At 33.2% G+C, this 18,535-nt stretch carries 18 protein-coding genes; all 18 read right to left on the reverse strand.

The genetic code is table 11. The annotated features are described in order from the left end of the window. Positions 1-4: 4 nt before the first annotated feature. Positions 5-778: a class I SAM-dependent methyltransferase gene (locus QOL76_RS08665; protein WP_283412561.1), complete on the reverse strand. Its 774-nt coding sequence runs from the start codon at positions 776-778 to the stop codon at positions 5-7. After that, entirely contained in the window at positions 771-1,319 is a 549-nt protein-coding gene (locus tag QOL76_RS08670; RefSeq protein WP_283412562.1) for a serine O-acetyltransferase, read from the reverse strand. The genes QOL76_RS08665 and QOL76_RS08670 overlap by 8 nt, the downstream gene beginning before the upstream one ends. Further along, the gene (locus QOL76_RS08675; protein ID WP_283412563.1) at positions 1,316-2,236 is read right to left on the reverse strand and encodes a glycosyltransferase family 2 protein; all 921 of its coding nucleotides are present in this window, start codon (positions 2,234-2,236) and stop codon (positions 1,316-1,318) included. The genes QOL76_RS08670 and QOL76_RS08675 overlap by 4 nt, the downstream gene beginning before the upstream one ends. Continuing rightward, positions 2,226-3,083 (reverse strand): polysaccharide pyruvyl transferase family protein, encoded by an 858-nt coding sequence (locus QOL76_RS08680; protein WP_283412564.1) that lies wholly within the window; start codon positions 3,081-3,083, stop codon positions 2,226-2,228. Before QOL76_RS08680 ends, QOL76_RS08675 begins: the two co-directional genes overlap by 11 nt. Further along, on the reverse strand, positions 3,076-3,969 hold the full coding sequence (locus QOL76_RS08685; RefSeq protein WP_283412565.1) for a glycosyltransferase family 2 protein: 894 nt from the start codon (positions 3,967-3,969) through the stop codon (positions 3,076-3,078). The genes QOL76_RS08680 and QOL76_RS08685 overlap by 8 nt, the downstream gene beginning before the upstream one ends. A gap of 7 nt (positions 3,970-3,976) precedes the next feature. Then, on the reverse strand, positions 3,977-4,825 hold the full coding sequence (locus tag QOL76_RS08690) for a glycosyltransferase family 2 protein (RefSeq protein WP_283412566.1): 849 nt from the start codon (positions 4,823-4,825) through the stop codon (positions 3,977-3,979). Continuing rightward, positions 4,815-5,942, reverse strand: coding sequence for a glycosyltransferase family 4 protein (locus tag QOL76_RS08695; RefSeq protein WP_283412567.1), 1,128 nt, complete (start codon positions 5,940-5,942; stop codon positions 4,815-4,817). Before QOL76_RS08695 ends, QOL76_RS08690 begins: the two co-directional genes overlap by 11 nt. Further along, entirely contained in the window at positions 5,939-7,060 is a 1,122-nt protein-coding gene (locus QOL76_RS08700) for a glycosyltransferase (protein WP_283412568.1), read from the reverse strand. The genes QOL76_RS08695 and QOL76_RS08700 overlap by 4 nt, the downstream gene beginning before the upstream one ends. Beyond that, positions 7,047-8,162 (reverse strand): glycosyltransferase family 4 protein, encoded by a 1,116-nt coding sequence (locus tag QOL76_RS08705; RefSeq protein ID WP_283412569.1) that lies wholly within the window; start codon positions 8,160-8,162, stop codon positions 7,047-7,049. The genes QOL76_RS08700 and QOL76_RS08705 overlap by 14 nt, the downstream gene beginning before the upstream one ends. An 81-nt stretch (positions 8,163-8,243) precedes the next feature. Continuing rightward, entirely contained in the window at positions 8,244-10,076 is a 1,833-nt protein-coding gene (gene asnB, locus QOL76_RS08710; protein ID WP_283412570.1) for an asparagine synthase (glutamine-hydrolyzing), read from the reverse strand. Further along, the gene (locus QOL76_RS08715) at positions 10,077-10,811 is read right to left on the reverse strand and encodes an FkbM family methyltransferase (protein WP_346771402.1); all 735 of its coding nucleotides are present in this window, start codon (positions 10,809-10,811) and stop codon (positions 10,077-10,079) included. It lies immediately after the preceding gene. Continuing rightward, positions 10,796-12,046 (reverse strand): ABC transporter ATP-binding protein, encoded by a 1,251-nt coding sequence (locus QOL76_RS08720; RefSeq protein ID WP_283412571.1) that lies wholly within the window; start codon positions 12,044-12,046, stop codon positions 10,796-10,798. Before QOL76_RS08720 ends, QOL76_RS08715 begins: the two co-directional genes overlap by 16 nt. Further along, positions 12,043-13,575 (reverse strand): hypothetical protein, encoded by a 1,533-nt coding sequence (locus tag QOL76_RS08725; protein WP_283412572.1) that lies wholly within the window; start codon positions 13,573-13,575, stop codon positions 12,043-12,045. Before QOL76_RS08725 ends, QOL76_RS08720 begins: the two co-directional genes overlap by 4 nt. Positions 13,576-13,595: 20 nt before the next feature. Continuing rightward, the gene (locus tag QOL76_RS08730) at positions 13,596-14,384 is read right to left on the reverse strand and encodes a glycosyltransferase family 2 protein (RefSeq protein WP_283412573.1); all 789 of its coding nucleotides are present in this window, start codon (positions 14,382-14,384) and stop codon (positions 13,596-13,598) included. Then, a complete protein-coding gene (locus tag QOL76_RS08735) occupies positions 14,377-15,171 on the reverse strand; it encodes a glycosyltransferase (RefSeq protein WP_283412574.1) in 795 nt (264 codons plus the stop codon). The genes QOL76_RS08730 and QOL76_RS08735 overlap by 8 nt, the downstream gene beginning before the upstream one ends. Next, positions 15,161-16,027, reverse strand: coding sequence for an FkbM family methyltransferase (locus tag QOL76_RS08740; RefSeq protein ID WP_283412575.1), 867 nt, complete (start codon positions 16,025-16,027; stop codon positions 15,161-15,163). The genes QOL76_RS08735 and QOL76_RS08740 overlap by 11 nt, the downstream gene beginning before the upstream one ends. Positions 16,028-16,083: 56 nt before the next feature. Then, positions 16,084-17,010: a hypothetical protein gene (locus QOL76_RS08745; RefSeq protein WP_283412576.1), complete on the reverse strand. Its 927-nt coding sequence runs from the start codon at positions 17,008-17,010 to the stop codon at positions 16,084-16,086. Further along, positions 17,007-18,437, reverse strand: a complete 1,431-nt coding sequence (locus tag QOL76_RS08750; protein ID WP_346771403.1) for an MBOAT family O-acyltransferase — start codon at positions 18,435-18,437, stop codon at positions 17,007-17,009. The genes QOL76_RS08745 and QOL76_RS08750 overlap by 4 nt, the downstream gene beginning before the upstream one ends. Between the last annotated feature and the right edge of the window lie 98 nt (positions 18,438-18,535).

Below are 18,535 nucleotides of genomic sequence, written 5' to 3' on the forward strand. Positions count from 1 at the left end.
ATTGTTAAAATGGTTTATACCAGTTCCATTCTCTTTTATCTTCAATTTTCTTTCTAAAAAAAATCATTGAGCTATACAGCTTAAGGTTTCTATCTGATTTTATTACTCTATCTGACAAAACTCTATGATAATATTTAGAAGGTAGGACCAATTTTAAACAACCAAAAAAATTATTCAAAAAACTATCCCTAAGTTTAGCCTTTCTACTAATGAACATAGGGACATTATAAGCAATTTCAAGATTAGGATAATTCATTAAATAACGAACAACCTTGTTTATGCCTGGTAAATGCACATCATCTATTGCAATAATTCCTCCAGGACGAATCATTTTCTCTAAATAAAAGAAATCAATTAATGTATGATCAAAAGTATGCCAGCCATCTATTAGTGCGAAATCAAACTCTTCTTTCTTTTTTAATAATTCAGGAAGTGCAATTTCAGATCCTTCTTCAATTAATTTGAAATTAAAAACATCTGCTTTAATAAGGTTATTTATCCCTACACTTTTCCAAGAAGTTTTTTGAAAAGGGTCAATAATGGTATGAAAAGCATCAGCCCGACCTAATGTACCTTCACATATATAAAGTGATGATAAGCCAAATGCACATCCTATTTCAATAGTCTTCGTAAATTCAGAATTTGCTTTCAAAATACTTAGAATGGCTTTACCCTCCTTTGGATCTATAGCAGAATTCAATTTCAAAAATTCACCATTCGATGTAGTAACAACCTTATTGGTATAAATCGAATCTCTTAATTCCTGTAATTTATTCATTTTGAAAATTTATGTAATTCCTTGAAGTTTTCCCCTCAACTATTTTAGCCGGATTCCCGATTACCATACAATTAGCTGGGACATCTATATTTACAAAAGTAAGAGGTGCGATCAAGACATTATCTCCTATACTTATTTCACCAGACAAGACTGCATTGGGACCAATCCAAACCTGATTTCCTATTTTTGGGGCCCCTTTTCTAGGACCTGAATTAATTCTACCAATAGTTACTCCCTGTGCTATGTTACAATTTTCACCAATAGACGCATGACTGCTAATTACAATTCCTCCAAAATGTGGTAAAAAAATACCTCCTCCGATTTTTGTATAGTGGGCGATTTGAAAACCAAAACGGATTTGGCTCAAGCGATAAAAGAGTCGAAGAAAAAGCCCCACTGGATGGTACTTTGAAAATCTATTTATCAATCTGAATAAAACAAAAAATCTAAAGCCCGGGTTTTTGTATGCCTTGAAAAACCCCGCAATCCCAGGCTTCGCATAACGACTTTGATCCTTAATAATCGCCTCTTTCCAATTCATTCTAGTTTCTTTGATAAAAAAACATGTGCCTTTGCCCCATACTTAGAACCTAAAAGCTCAAAGAGTACAAAAATTTGCCAAGCTCTTTGATGAGAATATTTATCCTTAATCAATTTTCTGAAAAAACCCCTTGCTAATCTATAATTCCCCAAGTGATAATTTAGCCACATCATTTTATAATACCATTTCAGCCTTAAAGTTCTATTTGTATTTATAGTGGATTCATGCTTCGGAAATATTTTATTATAAGCTAACCCTATCTTCTTAAAATCAAATGAGAGTCTATCTGAATGCTCAATATAAATATTTACTAATGGCTCAGATATTGTTTTGAAATAAAACTTTTGAATAATTCTAAGTAAAAAATCAGTATCCTCCGCAGCCGGTAGCGTATCATCGAAATAGCCACATTTAATAAAAACTTCACGTTTGACCATCAGCCCTGAGTTGGTTCCGGTATGAAGTGCTTTCAAAAAAGAAAGGTAGTAATTAGAAGTATCTGAAGGCTTCCAAAACTGAGACTTTTGGCTAGTAGAAGTAACATAGTTATAACCAGTCCATGAAAAGCCAATTTCATCATAAGTATTTGAAAATAAATCTATTGAAAGTTTTAAAAAGTCTGTTTCATAGTAATCATCACTGTCCAAAAATGTTATAAAATCACCTCTTGATTTAGAAATCCCTAGATTTCTAGCTCCAGCAGGGCCAAGGTTTTTGGGAGTATTTAGAACCAGTATTCTTTCTCCGGTATATGATTTTAGTATGTCAAGACTAGCATCTGTAGAATTATCATCAATCAAGATCAACTCCCAATCTGAATAGCTTTGGCTCAGAACACTATCAATGGCTCTTGCTACTTTATCTTCTCGATTATATACTGGAAGTATAATTGAAATTCGCGGAATTCTATTTTTCAAGATCTTGAACAAAATTATTAAGACATATTACCATTTCTTGGTGCTTAGCTTCCAAAACAGATTTTTCACTAAGGAATCCCTTTTGATTTATCAATTTCCTGAGTTGGTATATCCCTATTTTAGAGCCAAATAAAACCCCGTAAATTGTCTTTAACATCCATTTTAACTTCGATTTTTTATTAAGAACAGCTCGATCATATAGTGATGATAGCTGTTGGATTTTAACTTCTAAATTCATGGATTGCATCCAATCCATCCACTTGAACTCGGAAAAATGTCCTTTTATTTTAACCGGAATCCATGGCACTCGAAAAGTATCCGCAATGATAGCCCCATGTAATGATTCTGTTATAATCAACTTGGAATTGATTAAGTCATCAATAACAAAGTCTGGGGTTTGTTTTGGGTTTATAAAGTTAATATTCAATTCTTTACACACTTTCTCCCAATTATCTTCAGCTGAGGTTAAATGATGTGCTATAAATGACACATCGTGTCTTGGTCTTCCTTTTTGATAAAGATCCTTACATAGGATGGCAGCATCTGTAATAACCTTATCTCGATCGATACCGAGCGCATCTGCTGTGAGCGGGCCTCTAAGGCATCTGATATCCCAATTTTCATTAACTGTAGGAGGAAAATCTGAATATCCAAAACCGGCTCCAAAAACAATAATTCTTTTTCCTATGGGAATATTTTTTGGCCTTAACCGAGTACCAATACCAATAAAAAAAGTGTCATTATCTAAATATTCTGAAAGTGGTTTAGGCAACAATTTATTCCACATTGTCTCATTTAAATCATCGCCAAAGTTACCCCCATAAATCCGTTCATAATGATTAATCATTGGTCATAAGTGGTAAAGTCATCCCAAACTTCCCAATATGGTAATGGTAAAATGCCGTTGAAATAAATTTGAAATTGCTAATTCCATATTTAAATCCATATCTGAAACCATAGAATAATTTAAAAGACCACTTTTTCACTAATTGTCTTTTCATAGAATTCAAAGTCAATGAGTCCGAAATCAATAATAGGTTTCGCAAACTGTAATACTCACGAACTAAACTCTCCTTTTTTTTGTATCGAGCTCTTTCAAAATCCAAACGTTCATATTTTTTTCTAGCCTCTAAGAATAGCTTACAGTCAACCACAATTGTAAAACCCTTTCTTGCCACTTTTAAACAAAAATCTAATTCCTCAAACCCAAAAAACAATTTAGGATCAGGAGCTATTCCTCCTCTAGCTACCTTTCCACTTACTAGCATACACATCCCTCCAGCCACGTAATCCACTTCTAGTATATCTTTCTTCTCCAAAAGTCTCGATTGCACTCTTTTGATAACACCTTTTTTACGATCAAAAAACTGGCCGACTGTGCCTAACACACCTGTAAATGGATTTTGCTCACTGATAGCCAACAATCTTTCAAAGCAATCGTTTCGAAAAGGAGGATCATTATCGTCTCCCCAATATATCCAATCCAGCCCCTCTTTTCCACAAAGTTCTAAACCCTTCACTGCAGCTCCTGCCGGGCCAGCATTATATCCCATTCTAAAATATCTAATCCTGGAATCTAATAATGTAGCAATTGCATGATCAGTTTCAAGATTATCTGAATTATCTATTATCCAAAGTAGTTCCGGAGGATGAGTCTGATCAAATAGTTGCCGAATAGTATCCAAGAGGATTTTTGATCTATTATAGGTGATAATAAAGCCTCCTAATCTCATGGATTTGCTAATTCTTTGTGTAGATTATTTTTGCCAATGGTGGTAAAAATGCAATCATCAATCTTGCAATTGTTTGCATTTTGAAGGGTTTAAGCTGAAATGCACCCCAAAGGTGAATCCTTGCTTTCCTAAATTCCTCAAATCGCATATAATTAACTCCTAAGATCTGATGATAAAGAAATTGGACATGTGAAGAAAGTGTATCATTATGTTTTTCCAATATGATCAATAGTGAATCCATTAAGTTTTCTGAATTTTTGCTACCTCCTTGAGGATTGTCATAATATTTAACTGTGACTTTTTTGAGAAGTATTTCAGAATATCCCAATAAATTAATTCTATGGAATAATTCCGTGTTTTCTGAAAATTTCAACCTTGAGTCAAATCCTCCTACTCTATGGAAGACCACAGTACTTAAACAGAAGGTGCCTGGAATTTTTGCCTGATAAACTCCCTCTTCTGGAATCTTAGTAACCTTATTCTCTCCACTAATTTTTATGATTCCTCCAACAAAAATTTTCTGCTGAGGATTACATTTAATAGAATCCCAATACAAAGCCAATGCATCCGCTTCCAATTCATCATCTGCATCAAGAAAGACTAACCAATCCGAAGTTGCTTTAGCAGCTCCAGAATTTCTTGCAACTGAGACACCATGATTTTCCTGACTGAAATAGCAAATTCGAGGATTGTTTAACCAATTCTGGCATAATTCAGAAGAATGATCAGTACTGCCATCATTCACTAAAATGAGTTCCCAATTTGTAAAACTTTGATTGACAACTGACTTTATTGCTCTTTCAACGGTACCTTGAGAGTTGTATACTGGGATTATTATTGAAATGTCAGGCCTCATCCAAAATAGTAATCAAAGTATTTGCCCAATGATTAAATGAAAAATGATCACTAAGAGAATTAAAATCACTTTCCGCATTTTCCATTTTCAACCCTTGTTCTATTGCCAAAACCCATTCACCAACAGTTGAAGCCATTCTCACTAGGCCAATGGAATTCCATTCCTCAAATCCTCTCGCACCAAATGTAGAACTAACCACCTTTCGGTAATGATATAAGGCTTCACTTAACTTAACATTACTACCTCCACCATAGAAAACCGGAACTATACAAATAGTATGCTCTCGATATTCAAAGGCCAAATTATCAATGTTAATTTTTAGTGTAACGCCTACACTTTCTTTAATAATTTTTGCAAGCTCTTCATCAGGGTTTGTTACAGATACTATCGTCAATTTAATAGTAGGATTTGTCATTATCAGTTGCGGCCAAACGCTCTTGAGAAACCATAAAATCCCATCCGAATTGGGCAAATAGGTCAACTTACCTACAAAGAGAATTGAGTTACCTGAGGGTTTGCAAAAAGACCTGGAATCATTACTCAACAGGCTTTGAAAAGGCATATTGGGTAGAATGTCATATGGTAAATTAAGATGCTGAGGTTTCACTAAAATTAAACGTGCCGCCGACTCCAACACTCTCTTATAAAAAATGGTATTCAATTTAGCGATTTGCCAATATCTTATTTTACGAGCCCAGTCCTTTTCTGATTTGATTTTTGAATTCATCAACTCCTGATAATCATCGTCTATATCAATGATAAGATTGTCAATTGGAGGGAGGTCTTTTGCAGCACTTACATACCTACAAAGAATTTTGTCAAAATTGCGCTCTGTTAGAAATCTATCAATTCGTTTCTTATTCTCAGAATTTGGCAAGAAACTCAAGCCGAGTTTTTTTGTTAGCCCCTTATGTGTTTCATAAGGCAAATAGAAAAATTTTAGACTTCTAGCTTCATTAACTTTTGCTTCTTTGAATTCACTTAAATTCCCAAGTATTAAATAATCTACGCAATACTTAGTCTGAGCAGCAGTTACTAGGGCTAAGTTTCTTTGCCGTTTACCATCTCGTGGAGGATAAGGACCAGAATCAGCAATAAAAAGTAGACGGGGTTTCAATAAAAATTCAATTTATTTAGTATCCCTCCAATAAGTTTACCATAGCGTAGGTGGTTCAATTTCTTAAGCTGTGGACTCATAATGTATCTTGAAATTGAGGCGGCTTCTTTTTTTGAAAAATCAAGCTCTAAAATAAAGGCTTCTAATAATGGACTTAAATCTCTGAGTAAAACTTTTATTTCTTCCAATCTAAAAAAATAGCCCCAAGACAGATAGCTGGATAAGCTACGCAAATCTTCAGGTTCCAAAGACCAGTTCCATTTTTCTTGCTCTTGCTTATACCAAACAATTGCTTCTTCAACCCCTCCTTGGTGTATCATTACACCTAAGACAGTAAGCAAATGGTTCTTTTGAACTTCTGCAATTTCCAGACTATAAGCATGATTGAATTTTGAAGATTTTCTAAGTCGGAGATCTTTCCTTCCAGCTCGCCAGCTCACTTCAGACAATGCTTCATACATAACTCTTGGGTTTCGACTCATGCTATTACGCACATAACGGTAGGCAACCAATACTTCGGGGATAGACCATATTTTAGCTCCCATTTTTCCAGCACGTATCCAAAAATCCCAATCTTCACAGCTTCTGAGCAAAGGATCAAATCCACCTAGCATTTTAGCAAAATCACTCTTAACTATAATAGAATGACAAGGCCCAATATTTTGGGTTAAAACTTGTGGGAAAATTTCACCATTAGTCATTGGCACATGGGTATGGAAAAGTAACCCGCTTGGTTTGTCCCAATAGGCATATCCCATCCGATATAATTCATATCCAGGATACTCAAATATGACAGTAGATAAAGTTGAAAAAGCATTAGTTTCGATCCAGTCATCTGCATCTAAAAAAAGTAGATAATCTCCTCTGGCAACAGACATCCCATTATTTCTAGCAGATGACAATCCTAGATTAGTTTGACTTTGGACTATAATTCGGGCATCTAGTGATTCTAGGGATCTAGCTATCACTTCGGTGTCATCGATACTTCCGTCATTTATTATAATAGCTTCCCAATTATCAAATTTTTGGGCTAAAATAGAATTTATACAATCCTTCAGAAAAACACCTTGATTGTAACAAGGAATGATAATTGAAAAGATCGGATTATTTGCTTTCAATAAGCTCTAGATATTTATTACACATTCTTGGCATTGAAAAAGAATCGGCTATTCTTTTTTTATTTTGCCTTCCTATACCATCCGACAAAGACCTATTTTCGATTAGCTCTATTATTTTAATAGCTAATGATTCATGATCTTTAGGTGTAACCAGAAAAGGGTAATCAACACCCAAAGCTTCCTGTGCTCCTAAGCAATTTGTTGCAACTACTGCTAATCCAGCAGCCATTGGTTCCAAAACACCATTAGGAATTCCCTCATTATATGAGCTAAACACCGCTAGCTGAGCTGATAAAAGCAGAAGGTTTATATCTTTTACTTCACCTAAGAATGAAACTGTAGATTCCATTTTATTCTCAGAAACAAAAGTAGACAAATTTGAGTACTCGTCTAATTTATTACCCGCGAGAAACAACTGTACCTCTTCTTTCCCAAATCTTTCAATTACTATTTTCCATGCTTTCAAAAGGGTAAAATGGTCTTTATATGAATGAAGATTACCAATTTTAACTACCCTAATTTTACTTTCATAATCACTTTTAGATGAACTTTCGTCAACTGGCATTACACCATTATGAATAATCATTATATTCCTCTTAGTGAATCTCTGTAAAAAATTACTTCCTTCTAAACTATTAGAAATGATTGAGGTAGCGTTATTTAAACATTTAATATCAAAAGAATCCCCCTTAAAAAATCTACCCTCATCTCTTTGATTCCAAAAACATTTTTTTGCTCCCATTCTTTTAAACCATTGGCAAAAAATACTATTCGCTGGATAGGTGAAAGGTATAATGGTGTCAATACCCAATCGTTTTACTTGTAAAATCAATTTTCTAGAATAGTAGTATCGCCTCAGAATCCCAGATAAATTCTGTGTTGGGGTTAGAATCAACTTTTCTTGAAAGCCCCAATGTATTGTTTTATGCCCTAGTCTACTAAATCGAAGGTAGCCCTCTCCTATTTCATCCCCAAATGCACCGATAGTCACTTGATAGCCTTCCTGTTTCAAAAATTCCGCAAGGTACAGAGCTTGGGTTTCTGCTCCTCCTATTGCAAATCGATGTAAAGCAATAAGAATATGTTGCTTTTGATACTTCACTGATTACATTGATTTAAAGAAATTACAATTTCATAGGTATTTAGTAAAAACTTCAATGGTAATATCCGTGATAGTTCTCAATTATTTATTTTGTTCCATCCATTCCTGAAGAAATACCAAAAGCCACTGGTGACCAGAATTGGATCCATTTGCTACTTTCTTCAATTCATTTTTATCAAATAAGGTATCTAAACCATTTCCAGGGGAAAGTAATCTTTCGGATACTTCTTGGCTGGATTTATGGGTATCTGCAAACCATTTACTAATTGGTGCTGCAAAACCCATCTTTTCTCTAAATGCAAAATTCTTCCCCAAATCCTTCGCAATGATCTTTTTCAGTAGTTGCTTCCCTTCCCAAGTTCCTGAAGTCTTATTGATATTAAACGTTTCAGGGATTTGAGAAGCTAGCTCCACCACTCTAAGGTCTAATAAGGGCGTTCTCACTTCTAGACTATTCATCATACTTGCAATATCCACCTTCGCTAAGATATCATTAGGAAGATAGGTTTGAAAATCAAGCATTTGAGCCCTTTGAAAATGGCTATAACTTCTACTCAAATTCCATTTTTGCTCATGAATAGCATCGGTAGCAAAAAGTTGTACTTTGTATTCGGACTTCCAGAGATTTGTTCGGGCATTCTTAGCATAGAATTGAATATAACGTTGCCAATCTGTAAAATTAGCAGTTCTCAAAGGGTATCTCTGAGGTAGAATTGAATTAAGAATTGGATATAAACCCTTCTTGAAAGAACCAAGGTGCTCAGGAACTGCTGAAAGGTGACGCGTCCAACGATCTGTATAGCTTGAATATCCTGCAAACAACTCGTCTCCGGCATCCCCAGACAAGGCCATGGTTACATGCTGTTTAGCTAACTTCGAAAGATAATAAGTGGGAATTGCAGATGAATCCCCAAATGGTTCTCCATAGTGTTTGACTAATTCAGGTAGAATACCAAGTGCATCAGGTTTTACAATTGCTTCAAAATGATCAGTACCCCAAAAGTTTGCTACTTCTTTAGCATAGTTTAATTCAGAAAATCCCTCATCTTCAAATCCAATACTGAATGTTTTAACCGGATTAGACATGATTTGAGACATATAGCCCACTACAAGGGAAGAATCGATACCTCCTGACAAAAATGCTCCAAAAGGAACATCTGCAATTAAATGTGATTTTACAGATTCCTTTATAAATAGTTCAAGTTCTTCTATCCATTCAACCTCAGTTTTATTGTAATCAGGCTTGAACTCAAGCTGCCAATAGCAAGTCTGTTCCTGAATCTCACCTGAAAAATCAACACGCATAAAATGGGCAGGAGGAAGCTTACTGATTTCCCGATATATGGTGTTAGGTGAAGGAATATATTGGTAGGTGAGGTATTGATCAATTGCTGTTAGGTTAATATCCCACTTGATAGAATCTAATGGCTTTAAGGCCTGTATTTCTGAAGCAAATGCAAAAACTTTTGAATTATTGGCATATAACAAAGGTTTAATACCAAAATGATCTCGAGCCAAAAACAATTCTTTTTTTGTAGTATCGACAATACAAAAAGCAAACATCCCTCTGAAGTGCTTTACACAATCAATACCCCAATAAGCATATGCCTGAATTAAAACCTCTGTATCCGAATCAGTTCGAAAAATAAGACCCTGGGAGATCAGATAAGCTCTAAGCTCAATATAATTATACAGCTCTCCATTATAGGTAATCCAATACTTATCTGAAGAGTCACTCATTGGCTGGGCTCCACCTTCCACATCAATGATAGCTAATCGACTCTGTCCAATAGCTCCATTCCCAAAGCCAAAAACACCACTTCCATCTGGTCCACGGTGCTTTAATACTTTGAGCATGTCTTGTATTTGGTTTTGGTTATTTTCTTGGGTTATTAAACCAGCTATTCCACACATTTAAACCCAAGTAAATACTTTACAGCCACCCTTTTTCAACGAACTTAAAAGTTGTTTTTCTTTTTTGAGATAATGTCTTTTATATTTCAAAGACATATACTCCGAATGAAACTCTACAATTAAACCTTTTATTTTAGCAGACAAACCTTCTTTCACAATATTCTCCAAAATAGAATACTCTGCTCCTTCTATGTCCATTTTAATAAAAACCATGTCATATGACTTAATCGACTCTCTCAAAAAGGAAACGAAATCAAAGGTTTTTACTGTTATTGCCTTCTCAACATCAACTTCATAATCGGCTGTATTATGAAATGCTTTTATTGATGCTCCTTGCGAATAGGGATTTTCATCATTTTCAACCAACCCAAATAAAAGAGTATCAGCGTCAGATATTGATGCCGCTTTTGGAAGGATCTCCAGCTTAGCCTCTTTAACTAAGTCGTGATATTTATCTTTGAGATAGCTCACACAATTAGGATTGGGTTCTACCATCACATAATCAAAATACTCCTTTTCAAAAATCCTTCTAAAAAATTCGAATCCTTGACCAAGATTTGTACCACAATCAATGAATAAAGAGTTCTTTGATTTGTATTCACTTACCTCTAAAATCTTTTGGATTCTTCTTTCAGTGTACTCCTCCTTTTTTTGATGAAAGTACTTCATTCTTACTTTTGATGAAAAAAGAAACTGATAACCTCCACTAAGAAACCTCATTACTTTCTTTCGCATTTGGCAAATTTCTGTATATCAAATAGTCCAAATTTTCGTCTGTCGATATTCAATGTATAATCATCTAATATTTCAAAAGAAAAAATGGAATCATTCCAAGACCAATCATCATTCTTTGCATGAATTCCTAATGCTACAGAATAATATCCTTGATGTAGAAAATTCAAATTAAATCTAAAAAGAGAAGTTATCTCATTTTTTGCCTTTTCATGATTTATACAATCAAAACAACTAAATAATTTTATACCCTCTTTAAATATTGTTAGAATAACCTTAACGGCAATTCTTTCTTCAGTAGAAAACTTTGTTTCAAATTGAACTGATTCATTTCGATTTAAAATTATTTCTTGCTCAAAAGGGGAGATTTTATTAACCAAAACACTAACTAACTTAAAACCTTTACCTAATGGGCCATCGAAGTGGATATTATCTACTCCATCAGTTCCTATCCTTTTTTGAGAGGAATATTGATTAATTGTATTTTCAATTGAACTAAAATATCTACCGCCTCCATTTTCAAGAAGAAGGCCAGAGGTGCACAAGTTGGAAATTGCACCTAAATCATGGCTTACAAACAATACTGTTTTTCCATAGTTTTTACTTACATCTTCCATTTTACCCAAACACTTCTTTTGAAATTCAAAATCTCCTACTGCAAGCACCTCATCTATAATCAAAATCTCAGGTTCCAAATGAGCTGCAACCGAAAACCCTAATCGGACTTTCATTCCAGAAGAATAAAACTTAACAGCTGTATCAATAAATTTTTCAACTCCTGAGAAATCAATTATTTCATCCAGCTTACTATCAATCTCTCTACGCGTCATCCCTAAGATAGTGCCATTCATATAAATATTTTCTCTTCCCGAAAGCTCTGGATGGAATCCAGTTCCTACTTCCAATAATGAAGCAACTCTACCATGTATTTCAATCTTTCCTGAGGTAGGTTCGGTGATCTGTGATAATATTTTGAGTAAAGTAGATTTACCTGCACCGTTCTTTCCTATTATACCAAGCACTTCTCCTTCTTTAACCTCAAAGTTGAGTTCCTTTAGTGCCCAAAAGACAGATTCATCCTCAATCCCAAAACGACTCATATCACGCAATTTTTTTAAATTTTGCCAAGGAGACTTAATCAGGCTTCCAATTTGACCTGAAAGAGTTTCAGCTTTTCTTTCTTTTAAACCCAGCCGATATCTTTTAGAGAGGTTTTGTACTTTTATAACGGATATCATTTATAAACCAAAATTGAAGAAGAATTTAAAAATTTACTTGAACTAAATTTACATCTAAGTCCAGAGACATATTTAAAATTGTTCAAATTATTCGAGGGGAAAGGTATTTCTGAAAAATAAACTAGCGCAATTCCTTTATTTAGTTCATCATTAATCAAATATTCTTTATTATTAATAATATCAGGCTGCTCATCTACAAAATAATCACCTTTAAATACCCTATCATAAGGTAAACCAAAAACAAAAACTTTTTTATAGAAGATATAAGAAAAAACAGCGGTTTGATTTGTATATAGATGAGAGATATTATCATTTTCAATTAAAGACAACAAAAGGTTAAAAGAAGGATCTTGCTTTAAAGAGTCAACTTTTTTAAATGAGCTATAATCTTTTATTACAATTTTATGATAAATATGTTCTATAGATCTATAAATATTTAAAGTTAAAACAAAAATAAAAAAAAATGTTGACACCAACTTCACATATCTACTGTCAAAAATTTTCCAAACACTTAAAACTAAAACCAAAAAAAATAAAGGGACAATTGCATAAAAACCAATCATCGTCCTCTCTGTTACTTCAGAAAGACCTACTAATGATCTAATTAAAACTAAAGAAAATGAATAAGTATGTAGTAAAATAAACAAAAAAACTAATAAATCTTTTATCCTTCCAATACTTTGATCACTGATAAATATTAAAGTAAAAGGAATTATCCAGAATATCAATAAATAAATAAGAAGATTAAAATCTTTGAAAAAAGGCAAAAAATATAAAACCGACAAGTTTACTAGAGAATTAAAATTACCAACCCAAAAGTAAAGAAAGTTATCAAGACTCCAATAACTTTCTTTACTGTAGAAATCAAAATGTAAATTATAATTATTATTTAAAATAAAATACAATAATAAAACCAATGTAAAAGGAGTTATTATCTTGCCTATAGAAGCCAATTTAAAACCTATTGATTCCTTATTAAATAATACAGAAACAAGAATCCCAATCACTAAAAAAGAAAGATTTAATTTAACAAGAAAGAAAAAACCAAGTAGCACACCTAAAATAAATTCTTTATGTTTAAATCTTAAAAAAGATAAATAAATAAATAAATAAATACAAGGAACAATTAAGGAGTCCGCATGAATTATCCAGGAAAATTTAATTACCCAATATGAGAAAAATAAAAGGATAGAAAATGATGATATTAAATTATTATCTATTTTAATATTAATTTCATTAACTATCCTAAGGAATAAAAAACCAGATATAATAAAAATAAATAGCTGAAGTATAGCAAGTCTTTCATTCACAATTTCAGATGAAAACAAATTAATAAGTGAAATAAAAAAAGAATAAATTGGAACTAAATACTTATCAGAAGGAAAGTTAAAACTAGAAATATCAATACTTAAAGTAAAATACCTGAAAGAATCCGAAGTAACAACAACTCCATTTAACAAAAAACATTTAAATAAAATAAAAGAAACAATGAAATGGGAAATTAGAAAAATTAATTTAAAGTAATTCAAAATTTTATAATTATCAAACTTCATTTATATACAAACAACCATGTTTTTAGCCAAATTTTAACTAATTGTCTTAAAATAAGACTCCTATTACGGAAACCTATTGGTAAGCGAAACACTTTTTTATAAACCATTGACCACATCTTTCTTTTTGAACGAATTGAAGCAACTTTACTTAAATTGTTTCCATGGATCGTATAAGACGCAATTGGATTTTTTTCACAAATAGATTTCAATTTTCCCATTGCTGCCATTCTTATCCATAATTCTGAGTCCTCATGAGGCCAACACGATTGATCAAAAAGACCTATTTCCTTAAAAAATTTCTTTCTAACAGTAACTGAATTAGTATGAAAATATCCGCCTTGAAGCAAATAGGTTAATATTGAAGTAGAATCGTCAATATTTAATGAACCAAACAATTTTGAATTACCTGAATCTAAATATTTTATTTCAACAATACCGAAGCAAGCATCTATAGATGGATTATTTTTTAGAAGTAAAATCGGCTCAAGAAATCGATTTAAATAATAAGTGTCATCAGCATCCAAAAAAGCAATGAAAGGATAAGAAGCATATTCCACACCTAGATTCCGACTAGCTGCAGCTCCCCTATTCTCTCTGTTCTTATGGCTTAAAAGAATAATTCTTTTTTCTTTTTGAGATAACTCCAAAGCTAACTCATAAGATCCATCAGTAGAACCATCGTCAACCACTAAAAGCTCTAAGACTTCATTAAGTAATAAAACAGAATTAATAGCTTTCTCAACAAAACCTATGGCATTATATAAAGGAATAATAACACTAATCATTAAATATCTTTATTTTAACTAAAAAATTATAAAACATTCTTTTAAAAAAAAATAAATACATAATTAACAGAGAAAAAAAATTTCTAGATCTGTACAATTTCAAAACTTTTAAATCAATTCCAGAATAATTAATCACCACATTTCCTTTAATAGTATTTAATAAATTGGAACTATGTATATTTTGCAACCATAATCTGGAATTATCTATATCAAAAGTAACAAATTTTTCTTTTAAAATATGATGTGAAAAACAATATATTCCAAGTGCATTACCTTGATTCTCTACCAAAGAATAAAAGGGATTACTATAAAATGATTTATTATGAAAAAAACCAGTTGAGATATCAACTATGTATCCATCTTTTATATTAATACCGTATGGAAAAAAATCTGAAGTTAGAACAAAATTTTGAATAGTATGAATAAAATCAGGAAGCAAACCATCGTCAGAATCTAAAGTAGTTGAAATTAAAATATCTTCTTTTTTTGAATAATTTTTTATGTAATTTTTAACATAAACAGAAAGATCAAAAATTGTGGTGTATCCAATAGATATAATGGATTCAAAATCCTCAATTAAAAATTTATCTATAAATTCTGAAGGAGTCTGAACATCAAATAACACTACCCATTTGAAATTTTTCTCAGACTGATACGTTAGTGTCGGATATGTATATTTATAAAATAAATTCATTCTGTACAACAACCATTCTTCTGGATTTTTAACATTATAATAATCTATATAACCTAAATTAAACCTTGTAAATACAAAATGATTAATTCTCATTACTTGCTCTTAATACACCTTTTCTAAAGAATGGTTTCGCTATTTTTTTATCATAATAATAAAGCATATACCCTTTCGAACTACTAGTCGAGAATCCTAAAGAAGAAAAAAATAATTCAAAATCAACAAAATCATAGTTTTTATGGTATGTACAAATCGCAACTTTCACGTTTGGATTTATTGACAATAGAATTTTCATACCATCTAACACTTTTCTTTCGAAACCATCAACATCAATCTTAATAAATAAAGGTTTAGTGTATAACTCATTATAACTATCAAGCTTAATATGAGAATCAGAATCAATATCTCCTACAAACTTATTAATGATTTCAACCTTTTCACTATAAGGTTCAAACGTTCTTTCTAAAGCTTCAATCCAAAGTTTCTCCTTCTCGAAAATTATGATTTTGTCAGCAACTTCAACATTGTCTATAGAAAAACTACCCTCTGCCACACCAATATCAACTACAGTATCACCTATTTCAACTTTAAAGCTTTCGTTACAGTATAAATGTGGGGAATCAAAATCTTGTTCAGCTAATAATCCATGATAATAATTTAAGACTTTAGATTTCGACCAATTTTTAATAAAAAAAAATTTCTTTCCATTATGGATTACATATGGAAAATATTCTAGATCAAAGTAAACTAAAGTATCTAATTGAAAATATTTTTTGGGATAGTCATAGGGAAAAATTGATAATCCATTCTCTAAAACATAAGAAAACACATCATTAAGTTCTGAACTCATTTCAACTTTATGATAATACCTCAAAATTCTTTTTAATAAATTCTTTCGAAATCTTTTTTGACGCCAATAATAAATAGCTACTCTATATTTTTTTAAAATCATTAACTAAAAAAAATAAATCATTATAAATTTTGAATAACAAATAATACTTTCACTAGTTAATCCAATATTTTTTTATAAAATTCATTACTATAAAAAAACCTCCCATACTCATTCAAATGCCCTTGATCTTGAAACAAATTTTGATCTGATTCATCAAATTCCAGCGGGAAAACTATTGGATATGGAAACTGCTGCATCACTGACTGGAGATACTTATGATCTGACTGATAGCGAGGGGCTACAAATAGAGTTGTTTGAATATTTTTAGAATTAGATAAACTAAGAATCTCACTTAAATAGCTAAGATCCAGACTATCGACTTTATGAGGTTGAGGGTAAAGTTGAAATTCTGAATTGAGTTTCTGATTTTTTATAGAAGTCGATTGCATCCCTCCTTTTACTTCTGTGTACAGATCAGTTTGGGAATCTGACAATTCAGCTCTTCTTAATACTTCCTTTGGAGAAAAGTACTTGTTGAAGTAAAAGTACCTCCACTGGGGAATCAGAGAGGTTAATCGGTTATCCAAGGCAGGTATATCGTTTCTTAATACTTTCTGCACTATGCTATCTTCCCAATATGGAAGAAAGGTAAATGCATGAAATTCATTGCTAAAGGACTCTTTGCTATTCAATGAACCCAAATCAACTTGAAGGAATAATTTATCAATTGTATTATTCTGTAGAAAAAGGTTTAGTACCAATAGATTATCTTTGAAACCACTGCCATTGGACGCAAGGTTGATTCCACTCATACCAGTAAGACTATCCAACATGTTCATGTCAAATGCCCCATAGGCTCTGCTAGATCCTAAAACAGCATAATCATAATCACCTCCATCTTGGGCCAGCACCCATTGTTTCTTCTCTGCCAGATCGAGGTAACGCTTTTGAGTAAAGAAGTAATCGCAAAATGCTCCATAGCCAATCATAAAGAATGAAAGTAGCCCTGCTCCTAGGCAAGCTTTTATCAGGAACCTTCTCAAAACTGGAAATAGATAAAGTCTTGGGGATTGAAAAACACTCCGTAGAACAGAATTAAACCAACGACCATTGAATAGCTAGAATATCGAAGAATTGGTTTTCGAAAACTTAACATCAGTTCACCTTTCATCAGCCATTCCAAGAATAACAAAATTGAAATTAAGACAATAGTAAGCATATAGGTACTCAAGCGAAATCCTTCCATAAAAGGTCTCAAGAGAATACCAGTCAAATACCCCCAAGCATCCCCTACCGTGTCCGCCCTAAAAAACACCCAAGCCACACAGACCAATAGGAAAGTCGATATTATCTGAAAAGCTTCCTTGAAAGAAGGCAGAAGGTGCTCGCCCTCATGTAAGTGAGTTCTATTTTTCCCAATCAAAAAGATCGGAATAAATAGAGCTGCATGAATCCCCCCCCAAGCTATAAATGTCCAGTTGGCACCATGCCAGAAGCCAGAGACCAGGAATACGATAAAGATATTTCGGATGGCTTTGGCTTTGGGAACTCTGCTACCTCCAAGCGGGATATAGACATAATCCCGAAACCAGGTGGAGAGCGATATATGCCATCTACGCCAGAACTCAGCGATGTCGCGGCTGAAGTAAGGAGTACGGAAGTTGGTCATCAGATCAAATCCGAAGAGTTTGGCTACACCAATAGCTATATCAGAATAGCCTGAAAAGTCTCCATAGATCTGAAATGCGAAGAGGATGGCTCCCATGATTAGCTCTAATCCAGATGCAGTTTGATAATTCTCGAATATGGGATTGACTACCAAGGCACAGTTGTCAGCAATCACCATTTTTTTAAATAGACCCCAGAGGATCAACTTCATTCCATCGGAACCTTGCTGATATATAAACTCCCGTTTTTTGAAGAACTGAGGCAATAAGTTGGAAGCTCTTTCGATAGGACCCGCTACCAGTTGGGGAAAGAAAGCTACGAAGGTAAAGAAGGCTACTGGATCCTTGGTGGGTTTTAAGTTGCCTCGATAGACGTCTATAGAATAGCTGAGTGTTTGGAAGGTATAGAAAGAAATGCCTACAGGAAGGATTAAGTTAAGCGTGCTGATATGAGGTTGAAATCCTAGTAAGGAGATAAAGTCAGCTGCTGAGTCAATAAAGAAGTTGAAGTATTTGAAGAAGGCGAGTAGGCCGAGGTTGAAGGCGAGGCTGAGTGTTAGGTAGAATTTAGGACCTTGGAACCAGTTTTTGTAAATAGTGAGTTGTAAGTGGTGAGTAGTGTCATGAGGTCGATCACCACTCACCACTGACGGTTTACCATTTACAATTTTAAGGCCACACCAATAATCCACAGCTGAGCTGGCAATGATTAAGCCCAGGAATCTCCAGTCCCACCAGCCGTAGAATACGTAGCTAGCAAGTAATAGAAAGGCATTCTGTAGCTTCAAGTTCTTCTGAAACACAAACCAGTATAGTAGAAATACTATGGGTAGGAAAAGAAGGAAGGTGAAGGAGTTGAATAACAAATTTAAAATGGAGGGAATTTAAAATGGAGGGAATT

The sequence above is a fragment of the Algoriphagus winogradskyi genome (assembly GCF_900182815.1).
GTDB lineage: Bacteria > Bacteroidota > Bacteroidia > Cytophagales > Cyclobacteriaceae > Algoriphagus > Algoriphagus winogradskyi.

Bases quoted from the DNA above. Each gene is read 5' to 3' on its own strand.
- QOL76_RS08665 (WP_283412561.1), bottom strand. From the start codon at position 778: ATGAATAAATTACAGGAATTAAGAGATTCGATTTATACCAATAAGGTT.
- QOL76_RS08670 (WP_283412562.1), bottom strand. From the start codon at position 1,319: ATGAATTGGAAAGAGGCGATTATTAAGGATCAAAGTCGTTATGCGAAG.
- QOL76_RS08680 (WP_283412564.1), bottom strand. From the start codon at position 3,083: ATGATTAATCATTATGAACGGATTTATGGGGGTAACTTTGGCGATGAT.
- QOL76_RS08685 (WP_283412565.1), bottom strand. From the start codon at position 3,969: ATGAGATTAGGAGGCTTTATTATCACCTATAATAGATCAAAAATCCTC.
- QOL76_RS08690 (WP_283412566.1), bottom strand. From the start codon at position 4,825: ATGAGGCCTGACATTTCAATAATAATCCCAGTATACAACTCTCAAGGT.
- asnB (WP_283412570.1), bottom strand. From the start codon at position 10,076: ATGTGTGGAATAGCTGGTTTAATAACCCAAGAAAATAACCAAAACCAA.
- QOL76_RS08715 (WP_346771402.1), bottom strand. From the start codon at position 10,811: ATGCGAAAGAAAGTAATGAGGTTTCTTAGTGGAGGTTATCAGTTTCTT.
- QOL76_RS08720 (WP_283412571.1), bottom strand. From the start codon at position 12,046: ATGATATCCGTTATAAAAGTACAAAACCTCTCTAAAAGATATCGGCTG.
- QOL76_RS08730 (WP_283412573.1), bottom strand. From the start codon at position 14,384: ATGATTAGTGTTATTATTCCTTTATATAATGCCATAGGTTTTGTTGAG.
- QOL76_RS08735 (WP_283412574.1), bottom strand. From the start codon at position 15,171: ATGAGAATTAATCATTTTGTATTTACAAGGTTTAATTTAGGTTATATA.
- QOL76_RS08740 (WP_283412575.1), bottom strand. From the start codon at position 16,027: ATGATTTTAAAAAAATATAGAGTAGCTATTTATTATTGGCGTCAAAAA.